This is a genomic window from Haloferax sp. DFSO60, assembly GCF_046557615.1.
In the GTDB taxonomy this organism is placed as follows: Archaea; Halobacteriota; Halobacteria; order Halobacteriales; family Haloferacaceae; genus Haloferax.
Map to the genome: position 1 here is coordinate 568,619 of NZ_JBKIII010000002.1, position 14,647 is coordinate 583,265.

Below are 14,647 nucleotides of genomic sequence, written 5' to 3' on the forward strand. Positions count from 1 at the left end.
TGGGTCTGAAATCGACGCTCGGAAACGCATTTGCGTCGTTGCTCTTCCTCAGCGCGGGGTTCCTTACACTCTGGGGCCTGTGGCTGATAGTCGAGAGCATCTGGGTCGGTGTGACCGCGTTCCGCGTGATGGCGGTCATGTTCACCTTCGGCCTCGCGCACTGTCAACTGGGTTCACTGGCTACTTCATCCGGAAGGCGCTCGCAGGCCAAGTGATGCCGAGTTCGTTCGACCGGTCTATCGCGTATCGCGGTGGGCAAGGCGGCCTGTAACACCGGTCCCTTTTCCCTGTGAGAGAACTTTCAAACCGCTTCTCGTCATAGGCCGAGTATGGTTACGTTTCTCGCCGGGGGCACGGGCACCCCCAAACTCCTCGATGGGGCCGCGGAGGTGTTCGACCCCGCCGAAACGACCGTCGTCGCCAACACGGGTGACGACGTCGAACTCGGCGGCCACCTCGTCTGTCCCGACGTGGATACGGTTCTCTTTCACGGCGGCGGCGTCCTCGACACAGAGCGATGGTGGGGCATCGCCGACGACACGACCCAGACGGACGACGAACTCCATCGCCTCGCCGACGCCGCAGACCTGGAATCCGGGCCTCGATACCTCGCAGAAGACGCCCAAACGACGGGGCGAGAAATCGCCCGCTGGCGTCGATTCTCGGGTATCGCAGAGTTCATGGAAATCGGCGACCGCGACCGTGCCGTCCACATCACCCGCACGTCACTTCTCGACGAGGGCCACTCACTCACCGAAGTCACTCAGACGCTCGCCGACGCGTTCGGCCTCGATATCTCTCTCTTGCCGATGAGTGACGACCCGGTGGCGACGATGATTCACACCGACGAGGGCGTGATGCACTTTCAGGAGTACTGGGTCTACCGACGGGCCGAACCGACCGTGAGGGAAGTCGAATTTCGCGGTGCAGAGGACGCACTCATCACGCCCCACGTCCGTGACGCACTCACCGACCCAGTCGTCATCGGGCCTTCGAATCCAATCACCAGCATCGGCCCGATGCTCGCACTCGATGGATTCGAAGAATTGCTCTACGAGACGCCGGTCGTCGCCGTCTCGCCCTTTATCGAAGATACCGTATTCTCCGGCCCCGCCGCAGACTTGATGCAAGGCGTCGGCTACGACGCATCGACCGCGGGCGTCGCCGAGGCCTATCCCTTCGCGGACGCCTTCGTCCTCGACACCGACGACGGAACAGACCTCGACAGACCGGTCGTGAAGACGGACACGAAAATCGACGGCCCGGAAGACGCCGCTCGCGTCGCACGGGCAGTCGCAGACGCCTTTCAGGAGGTGTCGTGATGTTCCAGCCACGTGTCGCCATCGCTAGCCTCAGCGGTGAATCCGACGCGGAGTGGGCCACTGCGGCAGAATCGTACGTCGGCGCGGCAATCCTCGGCGGCGTCGCGCTCGACGACGCGTCCCAAGAAGCGGCACAGGCACTCGTCGCCCGCGGGCGCTCGGAGTTTCTCACCGACGACCCATTCGGCTTCATCGACTCGCAACTCGCTGAACTCCGCGACTCAGACCTGTTCGTCGCAGTCAACGTTCGCGCGACGAATGCTGACCCGATTCGGAAGGCCGCTGCGGTCTGCGCCGAATACGGCGCTGGCATCGAGATAAACGCCCACTGTCGGCAAGAAGAACTTCGGGAGATTGGCTGTGGTGAGACACTCCTCCGCGACGAGGAACGACTGTGTGCGTACGTCGAGGCCGCCGCCGAATCGGGAACGCCGGTCGGCGTGAAAGCCCGGGCAGAACTCGAAGGCATCGAACTCCCGAAACTGGCCTCGAAACTGGCCGACGCCGGGGCGACGTGGCTCCACGTCGATGCGATGGATTCGGAGTCTGTCGTCGCCGATATTGCCGACGCCGAATCTGACCTCTATCTCGTCGCCAACAACGGGGTTCGGGACCGAGAGACCGTCCACGAGTACCTCGACTACGGCGCAGATGCCGTGAGCGTTGGTCGTCCGAGCGACAACCCGACCGTACTCCGCCGAGTCGAGGCGGCGACGACTGAGTGGTTCGATGCCGATTCCGAGAGAGACAACGACGACCGGGAGGTGCCAGTCTGATGCCTGCTCCGGTCTCGAATCGTGGTTTCGGCCCGGCACGACACGCCGAACTCGCGCTTCTCTTGGAAGTCGCCGGGACGCCAAAACCGGGAAACGTGGACCGCCGTCACGACTTGTCTGACCTCCACTTCGAACACTTTCTCACCGGAGCGGTCGGTTCTGCCGAGGGTCTTCGACTCGCCGAAGAAGGCGCTTCAGTCGGCGAGGCGTTCGAAACCGCAGTCGAAGGGATGGGCAAGCAAGGCGGCGGCAACACCCAGTTTGGGTGTCTGCTCTTGCTCGTTCCGCTGGTCAAAGCCGCGGCCACAGGCGACCTCTCGCCCGGTGGTGGGAGAACAGTCGTGGAGCAAACGACTATCGACGATGCAGTCTCGTTCTACCGCGCGTTCGAACACGTCGATGTCGCGGTTGGCGACCCACCGGAAGACGCGCACGAATTGGATGTACGCCGAGGGTCGAATGCCGAGTCTGCACTCCGAGAGCGCGAACTCACGCTGTACGACGTGATGGTACTCAGTGCCGAGCGCGATGCGAACGCTCGCGAGTGGACTGACGGCTTCGCTCGTTCCTTCCGGGCCGCAGCGTCGATTTTGGACGACGAAGGCCCCGTCACCGACCGTGTCGCGCGTGCGTTCATCGACCTCTTGACCGAAGAACCAGACACGCTCGTCGTCACGAATCACGGCGAGGAAGTCGCCCGTGACGTGATGACGCGCGCGGCCGAGGTATCGGACCGCGACGATGCCGAAGCACTCGCAGACGAGTTCGTTGCCGAGGGTATCAACCCCGGAACGACCGCGGATATCGTCTGTGCGGCCACGTTCATCGCACTGGAGAAGGGGGTTCGACTGTGACAGGAGAAAACGAGTGGCCCGTCGAACTCCGCGGCGTCACCGAATCGGTCGTCGCCACACTCGGCCCGAACGACCTGTGGAACATGGCCGCGCTCGGACTCCACGCGCCCGACGACCCCGGCGAGCCGGTGACGGCGACGACGTGGGGGAACACCCGAACGCGCCGAAACTTTCACCGACAGGGGGGTGGTGTCGTGCAGTTCGTCAATGACCCCCGAACGTTCGTCTCGGCGGCGATGACCATTCGAGAGGAGGAGAGTCCTGTTCTCGAATCGGCCGACGCGTGGGCAGAAGTCGAAGCCGAGTTAGTCGATTCGGGCGAAGATGGTGGAACGAAGTGGGAGGCGTGGGAACTCTCGGTCGTCGATTCGGGTATCGAACGAACTCGACCGTTCACCATCAACCGCGGGTTCGGCGCGGTCATCGACGCGACGGTGGCCGCCTCACGACTCGACGTGCCCGCGTTCGACACTGACGAGTTACTTGCGAGACTCGCGTACTTCGACGAGACAGTCGAAAAGTGTGGAGGGGCTATCGAGCGTGAGGCGTTCGAGCATATCAGTGAGATAACGGGGTGGAGAGAGCGGGCCGCAGAGAGACGGAACGAATCGTTTTAGTGTGCGTCGAAGGAAATCACCGACATGGCAATCAAGCCCAAGTACGTCAAGCAGCTCGGCACCATCCTGCTCGAGCGCTACCCGGAAGCGTTCAACACGGATTTCGACACGAACAAAGAAAGCGTCTCGAAGCTCACCACCGTCGAGTCCAAGAGCGTCCGCAACCGCATCGCAGGCTACATCACCCGCAAGAAAGGCGGGCAGGCCGCGTAATTCGTCGAACAGGATTCTCCGTTCTCTCTATCACATTCCGCACGCCTAGGTACGACTATGCGCGTCTTTGGCCATCGCGGGTGTCCCGCACTCGCCCCCGAAAATACCCTCGCGGCGTTCGAGGCCGCCGCCGAGGTTCTCCCCTGTCTCGAACTGGACGTTCGGCGCTGTGGAACGGGTGAACTCGTCGTCTTTCACGACGAGACACTCTCTCGGTTGACCGGAACAAAAAGACGCGTCGCCGACACGCCGCTCTCGGAGTTGAAGATGCTCACTATCGGCGACTCAAACGAGTCGATTCCCCTGCTCGAAGACGTCTTCGACGCGATTCCAGATTCGACGTGCGTCAATATCGAACTGAAGCACGCGGGGATGGCATCTGATTTGAAAGCCGTTGTCGCCGACGCTCCGAACGAGGTTTTGATATCGTCGTTCGAGCGCGACGCGCTTGGCGAGGTGAGAGCCGAATCGCCGCTTCCGATTGCGGTGTTGTTCAGCAAGTGGTGGAACCAGTCGCTTCGCATGGCGGACGAACTGGACTGTGTTGCGATTCATCCCCACTACGATTTGCTCTCTCGGACGCGCGTCGCGGCGGCCCACGACAGGGGATTCGAAATCAATGCGTGGACCGTCCCGAATCGAAGAGTGGTCCGTCGGCTCAGCGAGTGGGGCGTCGATGGGGTCATCGTAGACGACCCGAAAATTGTGGAGAGTTAGAACCGGTCAGTACGTCCAGAGGCGGCCCACGCGTTCGTCGGCGCGCCGTTCGGGACGCGCTGTGCGCATCCGGTGACCGAATCGAGACGGCCAGCGTACTGCCACTTCTTGTCGTTCCACGTCGGCTCTTTCTCTCCGTTCGCCGCCGCGACGGCGAGTTGGTCGCGGATGTGTGCGCCGACGGCAGCGACGATGGCGGCCGCTTCTTCGGGGTCCGCGTCGTCGGGAATCGAGAGGTTCTCGACGATGTCGTCGCTCATAACGGGATGTTGCCGTGTTTCTTGTCGGGTTGCGACTTGCGCTTCGACTTCAACATGCGAAGGTCGGCGATGAGCCGCGAGCGCGTCTCACCCGGTTCGATGACGTCGTCAACGTAGCCACGGTCGGCGGCAGTGTAGGGGTTGGCGAACTCCTCGCGGTACTCCTCGATGAGTTCGTCACGCCGGGCGTCCGGGTCGTCGGCTTCGGAGAGTTCGTCGCGGTAGAGGATGTTCACCGCGCCCTGTGGGCCCATGACGGCGATTTCGGCAGTCGGCCACGCGTAGTTCACGTCTGCCCCGAGGTGCTTCGACGCCATCACGTCGTATGCGCCACCGTAGGCTTTGCGCGTGATGACCGTCATGAGAGGGACGGTCGCCTCGGAGTAGGCGTACAGGAGTTTCGCGCCGTGACGGATGATGCCGTTGTGTTCTTGGTCGGTTCCGGGGAGGAATCCGGGCACGTCCACGAACGACAGAATCGGGACGTTGAACGAGTCGCAAAAGCGGATGAAGCGTGCGGCCTTCTCGGAGGATTCGATGTCGAGCGTGCCCGCGTTCACGCGCGGTTGGTTGGCGACGATACCGACCGAGTGTCCATCGAGGCGGCCAAAGCCGACGACGATGTTCTTGGCGAAGTCTTCCTGCACCTCGAAGAACGAGTGTTCGTCGAGGACGCCACCGATGACGGTGTTCATGTCGTAGGGCTTGCGCGGTTGGTCGGGAACCACATCGGCGAGTTCGTCGGTCACGCGCTCAGGGTCGTCCCACGGCTCGACGCGGGGCGGGTCTTCGACGTTGTTCTGTGGGAGGTACGAGAGCAGGTGGCGGATGTCGTCGAGTGCCTCCTCTTCGGTGTCGGTTGCGAAGTGCGCAACCCCACTGGTCGAGGTGTGCGTCGTCGCGCCGCCGAGTTCGTCGAAAGTCACCTCTTCGCCCGTGACCGTCTTGATGACGTCTGGGCCGGTGATGAACATGTGACTCGTGTCGCGGACCATGAACGTGAAGTCCGTCATGGCAGGGGAGTACACCGCACCGCCTGCACACGGTCCCATGATGGCCGAAATCTGCGGGATAACACCAGACGCTTCGGTGTTGCGGCGGAAGATTTCGCCGAACCCACCGAGCGACTGGACGCCCTCTTGAATCCGCGCACCGGCGGAGTCGTTCAGGCCGATGACAGGCGCGCCGACTTCCATCGCCTTGTCCATGACTTTGCAAACCTTCTCGGCGAAGACTTCACCGAGGGAGCCACCGAAGACAGTAAAGTCGTGGGCGAACACGAACACAGTTCTTCCATCGACGGTTCCGTATCCCGTGACGACGCCGTCGCCGGGGAGTTTCGATTCCTCCATGCCAAACTTGTGATTCCGATGGGTGCGGAATTGGTCGAACTCGTTGAAGGAGTCGTCGTCGAGGAAGTACTCGATGCGCTCGCGGGCGGTCATCTTGCCCTTGTCGTGCTGGGAGGCGATTCGCTCTTCGCCGCCGCCCTTTTGGGCTTCCTCGCGCTTCTCCCGGAGTTCGTCAATCCGGTCATCCATGGTCACAACAGACCACCTTCACTCATTGGAACATCGGTGCGCAGTCCGGGAACAAAGGAGTTCCGCAATCTCGCAACCCTGGTTTCGACATTCGACGTAAATCATGTCGAATAATCGTGGGTCATGGGCTCGATAGCGACGCCTCTCTGCGAGGGAAAAACAAGAGAATTTCCGCCGTTAGATGACGGAGTTTGCGTTTCGCAGGCCGAAGAAGGCGGCGACGCTTGCGACAGCGGCGATGCCGACGGTCTTCCAGAAGCCGATTGCTGCGTCCACGCCGAACTGCGAGAGGAGTGTGAAGACGAGGAAGAGCGGCAGGATGACGCCGACGGCGAAGAGCCACGGCGTGGCGAGCGACTCGCCGAACGAGCCAACACCCGAAGTGAACTCGTCGATTGCATCGCGGCCCATGACCCAGCCAACGAAGAGCAGGAAGGCGGCGAGACCAGCGGTGAGCAGAGCGTTGACGAGCGTGCCAGCGACGAAGCCGAAGATGTCGGGGCGGAATGCACAGATAGAGCCGGTGATGGCGATGAGGACGCCCATGCCGATGACGGCGTTTCGGCGCTCGATTTCGTACTCGTCCACGAGGAACGCGACGGGAATTTCGAGCATGCTGATGGAACTCGACAGCGCCGCGAGCGTCACGACGGCGAAGAATGCCGTCGCAATGAGCGTCCCAGCGGGAAGTTGTGAGAACGCGCCCGCGAGGCCGACAAACAGTGCGCCCGGCCCAGTGCCCGTCTCAGCCGGGTTGATGCCCTGCGAGAACAGGAGCGGGAAGACGACGAGACCGGTGAGGACGCCGACGCTCGTGTTGAGGACGGCGATGGCGCTCCCATCGAAGGGGAGCGAACGGTCTTCGTCGAGGTAGGATGCGTAGGTAATCATCGTCCCTGCGCCGAGCGAGAGCGTAAAGAGCGCCTGTCCGGCGGCGGGGCCGAGGATTGCGAAGAAGTTCTCCGAGAGGACGGAGGGGTCGAATCGGAGGAAGAAGCTGTAGCCTGCGGCGGCGTTGGGTTGGGTTGCGGCCCACGCGGCGAGGCCGACGAGCAGGACGACGACGGCGGGCATCATGATTTTGGTGCCGAATTCGATGCCCTTTCGGACGCCTGCGAAGACGATGAGTGCGGTCAGTCCGAGGAAGAGGAGGTGGTAAAGCGCCGCGTCAACACCGGCGGAGACGCCGCCGAAGTACTGGCCGGGGTTAGCGAAGTACGCGGGATTCGAGCCGACGAGTGAGACGCCACTTTCGAGCAGGTAGCGAAGAATCCAGCCGCCGACGACGCTGTAGAACGACAGGAGTGTGATGCCGGTGACGACCGAAAAGACGCCGACAGCCCCCCACGTTTTCGACCCCGAGAGGTCGCGGAGCGCGCCGACAGGTGATTTGTTCGAGCGGCGCCCGATGACGAACTCAGCGAGGAGTCCAGGGACACCGACGAGCAGGACGATTGCAAGATAGACGATGAGAAAGGCGCTGCCGCCATTTTCAGCGGTTTGCCACGGGAAACGCCAGATGTTCCCGAGGCCGACCGCGCTTCCCACAGCGGCGAGGATAAATCCAAGCCGTGTTGCCCATGTTTCTCGTGCCATTGACTGCCATTGCCAGTCTCCCCCTAAAAGGTCTTTCGAACCAACGAAACGTCATCGCAGAAATTTAACGGTTTGAAAGGCCTAAAACGTGGGATTTGCTAATGATTGGTCGGAAAATATGCGCGGCTACCTACGATTCGTAACCTCTCAAAAATGGAGACTAACTCGCCGCCTCAGAGAGGCGGGATGATTGCGGGATTCTCGCCGAGGAACAACGTGTTGAGACCCAGTGCGAGGGTCGCAACGACTGCGATGAGGACGAGGGTGCGCGCGAGCCACAGCCACGTGAGGCCGATGCCGTCGCCCAGTCCGCTGCCTTTCATCAGTTCGTTCACTGCGGGTGCGCCGTAGACCCACGCCGCGAAGATGAGGATGCCCAGCACACCGACCGGCAGGAGGAACTTGTAGGCGAGCGTGTCGAACCAACCGAGCCACGCCGTGTCGATGGCCGACGGGATGCCGAGGAGGAAGATGACTCCACCGAGGCCGACTGCCATCTGCGGACGGCTCACGTCGTAGTTGTCGATAGCCCACGAGACGACGACTTCGAGGAGGCTAATCGCCGAAGAGAGTGCCGCGATGAGGACCACCGCGAAGAAGACGAAGCCGAGAATCTGGCCAGCCGGGAGGTTGCCGAACGCGCCAGCGACGCTGATGAACACCGCTCCGGGGCCGCTCGTGTTGGGGTCGATACCCTGTGCGAACAGCAGCGGCAGGACGACCAGACCGGCGAGGATGCCGACGAAACTGTTCAGGAAGACGATGGTGATACCGTCACCGAACAGGCTCTGGTCGCCGTCGATGTAGGAGGCGTAGGTAATCATCGCGCCCATCCCAATCGAGAGCGAGAAGAACGCTTGACCGACAGCGAACGGAACGATGTCGCCGAAGTTCGCGGCGAGTGCGTCGAAGTCGGGCGAGAGGAAGTACGCGTAGCCTTCGGACGCCCCGGGGAGCGTGAAGGCGAAGACGGCGAGTGCGCCGAGGATGACGATGATACTCGGGACCATCAGCTTGGTCGCCTTCTCGATACCGTCCTCGATACCGGCTGCGACGATACCGACGACGAGCGCCATGAAGACGGCGTGCAGGACGAGGGCGTCCATGCCAGCAGAAATCTCCACGAAGTACTCAGCAGGTGCACCGAAGTACGCGCCAGTCAGGCTCCCGCCGATGTAGCGAAGCACCCAGCCGCCGACGACACTGTAGTACGAGAGAATCCAGAAGCCCGTAAAGAGTCCGAGCGCCCCGACGATGCGCCAGTTCTTGTACCCGAGTTTCTCGAAGGCGTCGATGGTGTTCAGGTTGGTTTTGCGTCCGATGACGAACTCGGCGAGGATGGCCGGGAGGCCGATGCCGAGTGCGGCGATGAGGTAGACTATCAGGAAGGATGCCCCACCGAACTGTGCGGTCTTGAAGGGGAACTGCCAGATGTTCCCGAGGCCGACGGCGCTGCCGACGGCGGCGAGGATGAACCCTGCCCGAGTCGCCCATGTTTCACGTTCGCTCATGTCTATCACGTCTTGCAGATAGGGGTGTGATAAATGACGCGGTACGTCGTCGCATAACAGATGAAAAATTCACACATTTCTCCAACCCCTCTTATATGATAGCACGGTTGTCCGAATCTCGGTCCAAAGTATCCTCTATTTTCTAACGTGTGTCGTGTTCGTGAATCGCTCACGTGGTGTGTAAAAATCTGTGCGCGCATGTATGAAATTATCTCACACGTCGAACGCTATCAGGCCTCACCGTACACCGGAACTGCCGCACCACTCGTTGCGGCGGCAGCGTCCGAACAGAGGAACAGCACTGTCTGTGCTATCTCCTCGGGTGTTACCCATCGGTCGAAGTCGGCGTCGGGCATCATCTCGCGGTTCGCGGGCGTGTCGATGACGCTCGGCATCACCGCGTTCGCGCGAATCCGGCCCCGATGCTCCTCGGCAATCGTTTCGGTGAGGAGGCGAACGCCCGCTTTCGAGGCACGGTAGATGCCGTCGCCCTCACCGCCTTCGAGTGAGGACCGGGCAGAGACGCTGACGATTGCTCCTTCCGTCTCACGGAGCGACGGAATCGCGTACTTCGACGCGAGGAACATCGTCTTCAGGTTCACGTCGAAGAGGAAGTCGAACGTCTCGACGTCCGTGTCGTGGAGCGGCGTCCCGCCCTTCCACGTTCCTGCGATGTTGGCCAGAAAGTCGATTTCGCCGTGGTCTGCGATGACCGCTTCTACGACCGCTTCGACCGACGGTTCGTCGGTAAAGTCACCCTCGTAGAACGAGACTCGCTGTAACTGGAAGAAATCGTCGTCCTCGTCCGGTTCGACCACGTCCGCGGCCGCGACCGTTGCGCCCGCAGCATCGAATGCTCGCGCGACTGCACTACCGAGGACGCCGCTGGCACCGGTTACGAGTGCAACTCGGTCGGTGAAATCGAACTCGACGTTCATAGAATGGTACTACGTTGTCACGTCACATAATTCGCGGGGCAAATACGGGACCGAGACCGCGACGTATCCGACGTTCAGGGTGTGATGACCAACTTGCCGAGGAAGCTATCTTCCATGACGGCGCGGTGTGCTTCTCCGGCGTCGTCGAGGTCGTAGGTCCGGGCCACGTCGATTTCGAACTCACCCACACCCATCTGTCCCGCCAATTCGCGTAGCGGGGCCGAGAGGTCGGGCGTGTTGAACATGCTCATCATCGTAATCTGGAGGTCTTTTCCACGAGCCGAAGAGGAGAGGTCGAAGCCGACCTGTGGGTCGTTCTCGCCGATACCGACCACGCGGCCGCCGGTGGTCGCCACGTCGGCGTCGAACTGGAGGTAGTCGTCCAGTCGGTGGTCGAGCGTCAGGTCCACACCGTCGCCCTTCGCGGCTTCGAGGACTGCGTCTGCGAGGTCGTCGCGGTTGTAATCGAGGACGACATCTGCGCCGAGTTCGGCCACTCGGTCGTGGTACTTCGGGGCGGCAGTGGTGATGACCTGTGCGCCTGCGGCCGAAGCGAGTTGGACGGCAGCGTGGCCGACGCCGCCGGACCCACCGTGGATAAGTACGGTGTCGCCGAGTTGCATCTCTCCGTGGTCCACTAGCGCGCGCCACGCGGTCACGCCAGCGACGCCCGCACCGCCCGCAGCAACGAGGTCAACGTCGTCGGAAACGACGGCGAGTCGGTCTGTCGGCACGGCGGCGAACTCGGCATAGCCGCCGTAGTGGTCCTTTCCGATGCCGGTTCCGACCACTGAATCGCCGACTTCGAATCCGGTGACGCCGGGGCCGACGGCGGCGACTTCACCCGCAACATCGACGCCGGGAATCATCGGCATCGCAAACGGCGTGTACGAGCCTTCGCGGAAGTACGTGTCCACGGGGTTGACGCCCGCCGCGACGACTTCAACGAGTACCTCGCCCGACTGTGGTTCGGGCGTGTCGATGTCGTCTACTTGGAGTACGTCGCGTCCGCCGTGTTCGTGAAATCTGACTGCGCGCATGGTGTGTGGTGTGTCTTCATTCGTGATAAATTCGGACGACTCGGAGAGAATCGCGGTGTTTTGATACCCAGTGGTCGGCGTCGATTCCACCGGAATGCATTTACTGAGTGTTGTCAACTTTCAGGCATGCCCTCCCGAACCTGTCCTGACTGTGACGTATCTCTCGAAGCAGTCGAACACATGACGACGTACAGCGGCGACGGCGTTCGCATCGACACCGACGGTGGCATACTTGGGGCACTCAACCTCAAGGGTTCCTACGCGCAGGCGTACGTCTGTGGGTCGTGCGGTTTGATTCGTTTCTACGCCGAATAACCAAAATTGGACGTGTGTTAATTCGGCTTCGAGTAAACTTCTCTCGGCCGTTTGTGCCGGTTCTTCGTGAACGAAGATGAATGGGATTTAAGCGCGTGCCTTCCCCTCCCACGGATGGTAATGAAGCTTCACGAATATCAGGCGAAGAACATCTTCGCAGAAGCAGGGATTCCAGTTCCAGAGTCCCGTCTCGCGTCGTCCGTCGACGAGGTCATGGAGGCGGTCGAGGACATCGGATACCCCGCGGCTATCAAGGCACAAGTTCACGTCGGTGGGCGTGGCAAAGCCGGTGGTATCAAGATCGCCATGGACGAGGACGAGGCTCGGCAGGCGGCCGAGGACATTCTCGGAATGGACCTCAAAGGCTACACGGTCGAGAAGGTTCTCGTTGAAGCAGGCGTCGACTTCGAGAACGAACTGTACGTCGGCATCACGATGGACCGCAGCGAGGGCAAGCCTGTGGCCATGGTCTCGACGGAAGGTGGCGTCAACATCGAGGAAGTCGCAGAAGAGACCCCCGACGCAATCGCCCGCGAACATATCGACCCCGCGTTCGGTCTGCACCCATACCAGGCCCGCAAGGTCGTCTTCGAAGCAGGCATCCCCCGCGACGTTGCATTCGACGTCGCATCCTTCCTCACGACGCTCTACGACCTCTACGAGGCAAACGACGCGTCTGACATCGAAATCAACCCTGTCATGATTACGTCGGACCGCGACATCATCGCCGCGGACGCAGTCATGAACATCGACGACGACGCACTCTTCCGCCACGACGACCTCGCGGCGATGGAAGAGGACTCCTACGAGAACGACCTCGAAGCCAAAGCAGGCGAGTACGGCTTCGATTACGTCCGTCTGTCGGGTAACGTCGGTATCATCGGCAACGGTGCCGGTCTCGTCATGACGACACTCGACCTCGTGGACTACTTCGGTGGCAAGCCAGCCAACTTCCTCGACATCGGTGGCGGCGCAAAGGCGTCCCGTGTCGCAAACGCACTGGACATGGTGTTCTCCGACGAGAACGTCGATTCCGTCGTGTTCAACATCTTCGGTGGTATCACCCGTGGCGACGAAGTTGCCAAGGGTATCAACGAAGCACTCGAAAGCTTCGACGAGATTCCAAAGCCTGTCGTCGTGCGTCTCGCAGGGACGAACGCCGAAGAGGGCATGGAGATTCTGAACACGGACCTTGTTCAGGTCGAAAGTACGCTGGAAGACGCAGTCTCACAGGCTGTTGAGAACGCACAGGAGGTCTCCCAATGAGCATTTTCGTCGACGACGATACGCGCGTGGTTGTACAGGGCATCACGGGTGGGGAAGGTAAGTTCCACACCCAGCAGATGATCGAATACGGAACGAACGTCGTTGCGGGCGCAGTCCCCGGCAAGGGCGGTCAGGAAGTCGAAGGCGTTCCCGTCTACGACACCGTGAGCGAGGCAGTCGAAGAAGAGGACGCGAACGCATCCGTCGTGTTCGTGCCCCCAGCGTTCGCCGCTGACGCTATCTTCGAGGCACTCGATACGGACCTCGACCTCGTCGTCGCCATCACGGAAGGCGTCCCGACGCAGGACATGGCGAAGGTCAACAAGCGCCTCGAAGAGGTCGATACCCGTCTCATCGGCCCCAACTGTCCGGGTATCATCACCCCCGGTGAGGCCAAACTCGGCATCCTCCCCGGCAACATCTTCGAGGAGGGTAACGTCGGTCTCGTCTCCCGCTCTGGGACGCTCACCTACCAAGTCGTCTCCAACCTGACCGAGCGCGGTATCGGCCAGACCACCGCAATCGGTATCGGTGGCGACCCGATTATCGGCACGTCGTTCGTCGATGCGCTCGAAGCGTTCGAGAACGACCCCGACACCGACGCCGTCGTCATGTGTGGCGAAATCGGTGGCGAGGACGAAGAGCAGGCCGCGAAGTTCATCGCAGAGAACATGGACACGCCGGTCGCTGGCTTCATCGCAGGCCGCACGGCACCGCCGGGCAAGCGCATGGGTCACGCTGGCGCAATCGTCTCCGGCTCCGGTACGGGCACCGCAGAGTCCAAGATTAACGCCCTCAACGACGCAGGCGTCCCCGTCGGCGACACCCCGAACGAAGTCGCCGACTACATCGAAGACTTCCTCTAAGCTTCGAGGAATCGCCTTCGTTTTTTCAGTACTCACTCTGCCAGTAGTGTTATCTCCGCCGTCTTCAACCATCACATATGGTTGACACGTTCGTCAGAAAACAGCGTATCAAACCCGGCAAGACCGACGAACTCGTCGAGTGGGTCGATGAACTTCGAACGGTGGCCGAAGCCGACACTGACGGCGTTCTCGATATCTGGCGTGCCGAGTCGCTCTATACGATTTCTCTCTTCGTGGAGTACGGCGACGATGCGGACTATCTGGTTTGGTACCTCGAAGCCGAAGATATGGAACAACTCATCGAGGCACGGGCGAATTCGACACATCCACTCCACGACCTCGAAGACGAACTGATGGAGACGCTCCTCGAAGACCCGACAGAAGCGGGGTCATTTCAACCGCTCTTCCATGGGGTACATCCTGAACGACCCAGTGAGCTGCTGATTGAATAGCTCGTCGGACAGGTCCACAGTTTACGACTGCAACTTCATCCCGCACAACCCACAACGCGCACTTCCAGCCACGTTCGGCGCGCCGCAGTCTGCACAGGGAACCATCCGCTGACGCGACTTCTCTTGGGCAGTTCTGAGAAACAGCGTCGGGTCGAGTGTGGTACCCGTCTCATCGACATTCTCGTCCAGCCGGTCGAGTACTCGCTCGACGAAGTCGCCTTCTCGCATGCCGTCGAGGAGGCGAACGAAGCCGACGAAGAGGAGGGATGGGGCAACGATACAGAAGCCCGCCACCAACAGGCGGAGTTCGACTTCCATGGGGGTTGCTAGCGCCCAGCGAACCTATGTGTGACGCTTCTGATA

18 protein-coding genes are annotated in these 14,647 nt (G+C 61.2%); 11 read left to right on the forward strand and 7 right to left on the reverse strand.

What is annotated here, in order from left to right; genetic code table 11:
* The first annotated feature begins 79 nt into the window (after window positions 1–79).
* From ACK509_RS12340 to ACK509_RS12370, 7 genes are read left to right on the forward strand one after another with little or no spacing between them, the layout of a single operon-like run.
* Entirely contained in the window at window positions 80–271 is a 192-nt protein-coding gene (locus tag ACK509_RS12340; protein ID WP_410766841.1) for a hypothetical protein, read from the forward strand.
* 58 nt (window positions 272–329) lie between these two features.
* Window positions 330–1,322, forward strand: coding sequence for a 2-phospho-L-lactate transferase (gene cofD, locus ACK509_RS12345; RefSeq protein WP_410766842.1), 993 nt, complete (start codon window positions 330–332; stop codon window positions 1,320–1,322).
* Entirely contained in the window at window positions 1,322–2,098 is a 777-nt protein-coding gene (locus ACK509_RS12350; protein ID WP_410766843.1) for a tRNA-dihydrouridine synthase, read from the forward strand. Before cofD ends, ACK509_RS12350 begins: the two co-directional genes overlap by 1 nt.
* Window positions 2,098–2,952 carry a triphosphoribosyl-dephospho-CoA synthase gene (locus ACK509_RS12355; RefSeq protein ID WP_410766844.1) on the forward strand — a complete coding sequence of 285 codons (855 nt, stop codon included), beginning with the start codon at window positions 2,098–2,100 and terminating at the stop codon, window positions 2,950–2,952. Before ACK509_RS12350 ends, ACK509_RS12355 begins: the two co-directional genes overlap by 1 nt.
* Window positions 2,949–3,569 carry a DUF447 domain-containing protein gene (locus ACK509_RS12360; RefSeq protein WP_410766845.1) on the forward strand — a complete coding sequence of 207 codons (621 nt, stop codon included), beginning with the start codon at window positions 2,949–2,951 and terminating at the stop codon, window positions 3,567–3,569. The genes ACK509_RS12355 and ACK509_RS12360 overlap by 4 nt, the downstream gene beginning before the upstream one ends.
* Before the next feature lie 24 nt (window positions 3,570–3,593).
* Window positions 3,594–3,782 carry a 30S ribosomal protein S17e gene (locus ACK509_RS12365; RefSeq protein ID WP_410766846.1) on the forward strand — a complete coding sequence of 63 codons (189 nt, stop codon included), beginning with the start codon at window positions 3,594–3,596 and terminating at the stop codon, window positions 3,780–3,782.
* A gap of 57 nt (window positions 3,783–3,839) precedes the next feature.
* The gene (locus ACK509_RS12370; RefSeq protein WP_410766847.1) at window positions 3,840–4,499 is read left to right on the forward strand and encodes a glycerophosphodiester phosphodiesterase; all 660 of its coding nucleotides are present in this window, start codon (window positions 3,840–3,842) and stop codon (window positions 4,497–4,499) included.
* On the opposite strand, the gene ACK509_RS12375 is transcribed toward ACK509_RS12370, so the two are convergent.
* The 6 genes from ACK509_RS12375 to ACK509_RS12400 all read right to left on the reverse strand — a co-directional run bounded on the left by ACK509_RS12375 (window position 4,496) and on the right by ACK509_RS12400 (window position 11,385).
* On the reverse strand, window positions 4,496–4,759 hold the full coding sequence (locus ACK509_RS12375) for an acc operon protein (protein WP_410766848.1): 264 nt from the start codon (window positions 4,757–4,759) through the stop codon (window positions 4,496–4,498). The two genes, ACK509_RS12370 and ACK509_RS12375, sit on opposite strands and share 4 nt — an antisense overlap.
* Complete coding sequence (locus ACK509_RS12380) at window positions 4,756–6,300, reverse strand: acyl-CoA carboxylase subunit beta (protein ID WP_410766849.1); 1,545 nt, start codon at window positions 6,298–6,300, stop codon at window positions 4,756–4,758. Before ACK509_RS12380 ends, ACK509_RS12375 begins: the two co-directional genes overlap by 4 nt.
* A gap of 177 nt (window positions 6,301–6,477) precedes the next feature.
* Window positions 6,478–7,896 carry a sodium-dependent transporter gene (locus tag ACK509_RS12385; RefSeq protein ID WP_410766850.1) on the reverse strand — a complete coding sequence of 473 codons (1,419 nt, stop codon included), beginning with the start codon at window positions 7,894–7,896 and terminating at the stop codon, window positions 6,478–6,480.
* Between the two features lie 173 nt (window positions 7,897–8,069).
* On the reverse strand, window positions 8,070–9,407 hold the full coding sequence (locus tag ACK509_RS12390) for a sodium-dependent transporter (RefSeq protein WP_410766851.1): 1,338 nt from the start codon (window positions 9,405–9,407) through the stop codon (window positions 8,070–8,072).
* A gap of 230 nt (window positions 9,408–9,637) precedes the next feature.
* Window positions 9,638–10,345, reverse strand: coding sequence for an SDR family oxidoreductase (locus tag ACK509_RS12395; RefSeq protein WP_410766852.1), 708 nt, complete (start codon window positions 10,343–10,345; stop codon window positions 9,638–9,640).
* Window positions 10,346–10,419: 74 nt separating this feature from the next.
* A complete protein-coding gene (locus ACK509_RS12400; RefSeq protein WP_410766853.1) occupies window positions 10,420–11,385 on the reverse strand; it encodes an NADPH:quinone reductase in 966 nt (321 codons plus the stop codon).
* A gap of 126 nt (window positions 11,386–11,511) precedes the next feature.
* Between ACK509_RS12400 and ACK509_RS12405 the strand changes: the two genes are divergently transcribed.
* From ACK509_RS12405 to ACK509_RS12420, 4 genes are all read left to right on the forward strand, one after another.
* A complete protein-coding gene (locus ACK509_RS12405) occupies window positions 11,512–11,700 on the forward strand; it encodes a hypothetical protein (RefSeq protein WP_410766854.1) in 189 nt (62 codons plus the stop codon).
* Window positions 11,701–11,820: 120 nt separating this feature from the next.
* Window positions 11,821–12,966 carry an ADP-forming succinate--CoA ligase subunit beta gene (sucC, locus tag ACK509_RS12410; protein ID WP_410766855.1) on the forward strand — a complete coding sequence of 382 codons (1,146 nt, stop codon included), beginning with the start codon at window positions 11,821–11,823 and terminating at the stop codon, window positions 12,964–12,966.
* Window positions 12,963–13,832, forward strand: coding sequence for a succinate--CoA ligase subunit alpha (gene sucD / locus ACK509_RS12415; protein WP_410766856.1), 870 nt, complete (start codon window positions 12,963–12,965; stop codon window positions 13,830–13,832). Before sucC ends, sucD begins: the two co-directional genes overlap by 4 nt.
* Before the next feature lie 77 nt (window positions 13,833–13,909).
* Window positions 13,910–14,284: a DUF6176 family protein gene (locus ACK509_RS12420; RefSeq protein WP_410766857.1), complete on the forward strand. Its 375-nt coding sequence runs from the start codon at window positions 13,910–13,912 to the stop codon at window positions 14,282–14,284.
* Window positions 14,285–14,305: 21 nt separating this feature from the next.
* Here ACK509_RS12420 and ACK509_RS12425 read toward each other — a convergent pair whose 3' ends face one another.
* A complete protein-coding gene (locus tag ACK509_RS12425; protein ID WP_410766858.1) occupies window positions 14,306–14,602 on the reverse strand; it encodes a zinc ribbon domain-containing protein in 297 nt (98 codons plus the stop codon).
* Window positions 14,603–14,647: the final 45 nt, after the last annotated feature.

What these genes read in the sequence shown, in the direction of transcription:
- cofD (WP_410766842.1), top strand. Translation starts at nt 330, where the DNA reads ATGGTTACGTTTCTCGCCGGGGGCACGGGCACCCCCAAACTCCTCGAT.
- ACK509_RS12350 (WP_410766843.1), top strand. Translation starts at nt 1,322, where the DNA reads ATGTTCCAGCCACGTGTCGCCATCGCTAGCCTCAGCGGTGAATCCGAC.
- ACK509_RS12355 (WP_410766844.1), top strand. Translation starts at nt 2,098, where the DNA reads ATGCCTGCTCCGGTCTCGAATCGTGGTTTCGGCCCGGCACGACACGCC.
- ACK509_RS12365 (WP_410766846.1), top strand. Translation starts at nt 3,594, where the DNA reads ATGGCAATCAAGCCCAAGTACGTCAAGCAGCTCGGCACCATCCTGCTC.
- ACK509_RS12370 (WP_410766847.1), top strand. Translation starts at nt 3,840, where the DNA reads ATGCGCGTCTTTGGCCATCGCGGGTGTCCCGCACTCGCCCCCGAAAAT.
- ACK509_RS12375 (WP_410766848.1), bottom strand. Translation starts at nt 4,759, where the DNA reads ATGAGCGACGACATCGTCGAGAACCTCTCGATTCCCGACGACGCGGAC.
- ACK509_RS12380 (WP_410766849.1), bottom strand. Translation starts at nt 6,300, where the DNA reads ATGGATGACCGGATTGACGAACTCCGGGAGAAGCGCGAGGAAGCCCAA.
- ACK509_RS12385 (WP_410766850.1), bottom strand. Translation starts at nt 7,896, where the DNA reads ATGGCACGAGAAACATGGGCAACACGGCTTGGATTTATCCTCGCCGCT.
- ACK509_RS12390 (WP_410766851.1), bottom strand. Translation starts at nt 9,407, where the DNA reads ATGAGCGAACGTGAAACATGGGCGACTCGGGCAGGGTTCATCCTCGCC.
- ACK509_RS12395 (WP_410766852.1), bottom strand. Translation starts at nt 10,345, where the DNA reads ATGAACGTCGAGTTCGATTTCACCGACCGAGTTGCACTCGTAACCGGT.
- ACK509_RS12400 (WP_410766853.1), bottom strand. Translation starts at nt 11,385, where the DNA reads ATGCGCGCAGTCAGATTTCACGAACACGGCGGACGCGACGTACTCCAA.
- ACK509_RS12405 (WP_410766854.1), top strand. Translation starts at nt 11,512, where the DNA reads ATGCCCTCCCGAACCTGTCCTGACTGTGACGTATCTCTCGAAGCAGTC.
- sucC (WP_410766855.1), top strand. Translation starts at nt 11,821, where the DNA reads ATGAAGCTTCACGAATATCAGGCGAAGAACATCTTCGCAGAAGCAGGG.
- sucD (WP_410766856.1), top strand. Translation starts at nt 12,963, where the DNA reads ATGAGCATTTTCGTCGACGACGATACGCGCGTGGTTGTACAGGGCATC.
- ACK509_RS12420 (WP_410766857.1), top strand. Translation starts at nt 13,910, where the DNA reads ATGGTTGACACGTTCGTCAGAAAACAGCGTATCAAACCCGGCAAGACC.
- ACK509_RS12425 (WP_410766858.1), bottom strand. Translation starts at nt 14,602, where the DNA reads ATGGAAGTCGAACTCCGCCTGTTGGTGGCGGGCTTCTGTATCGTTGCC.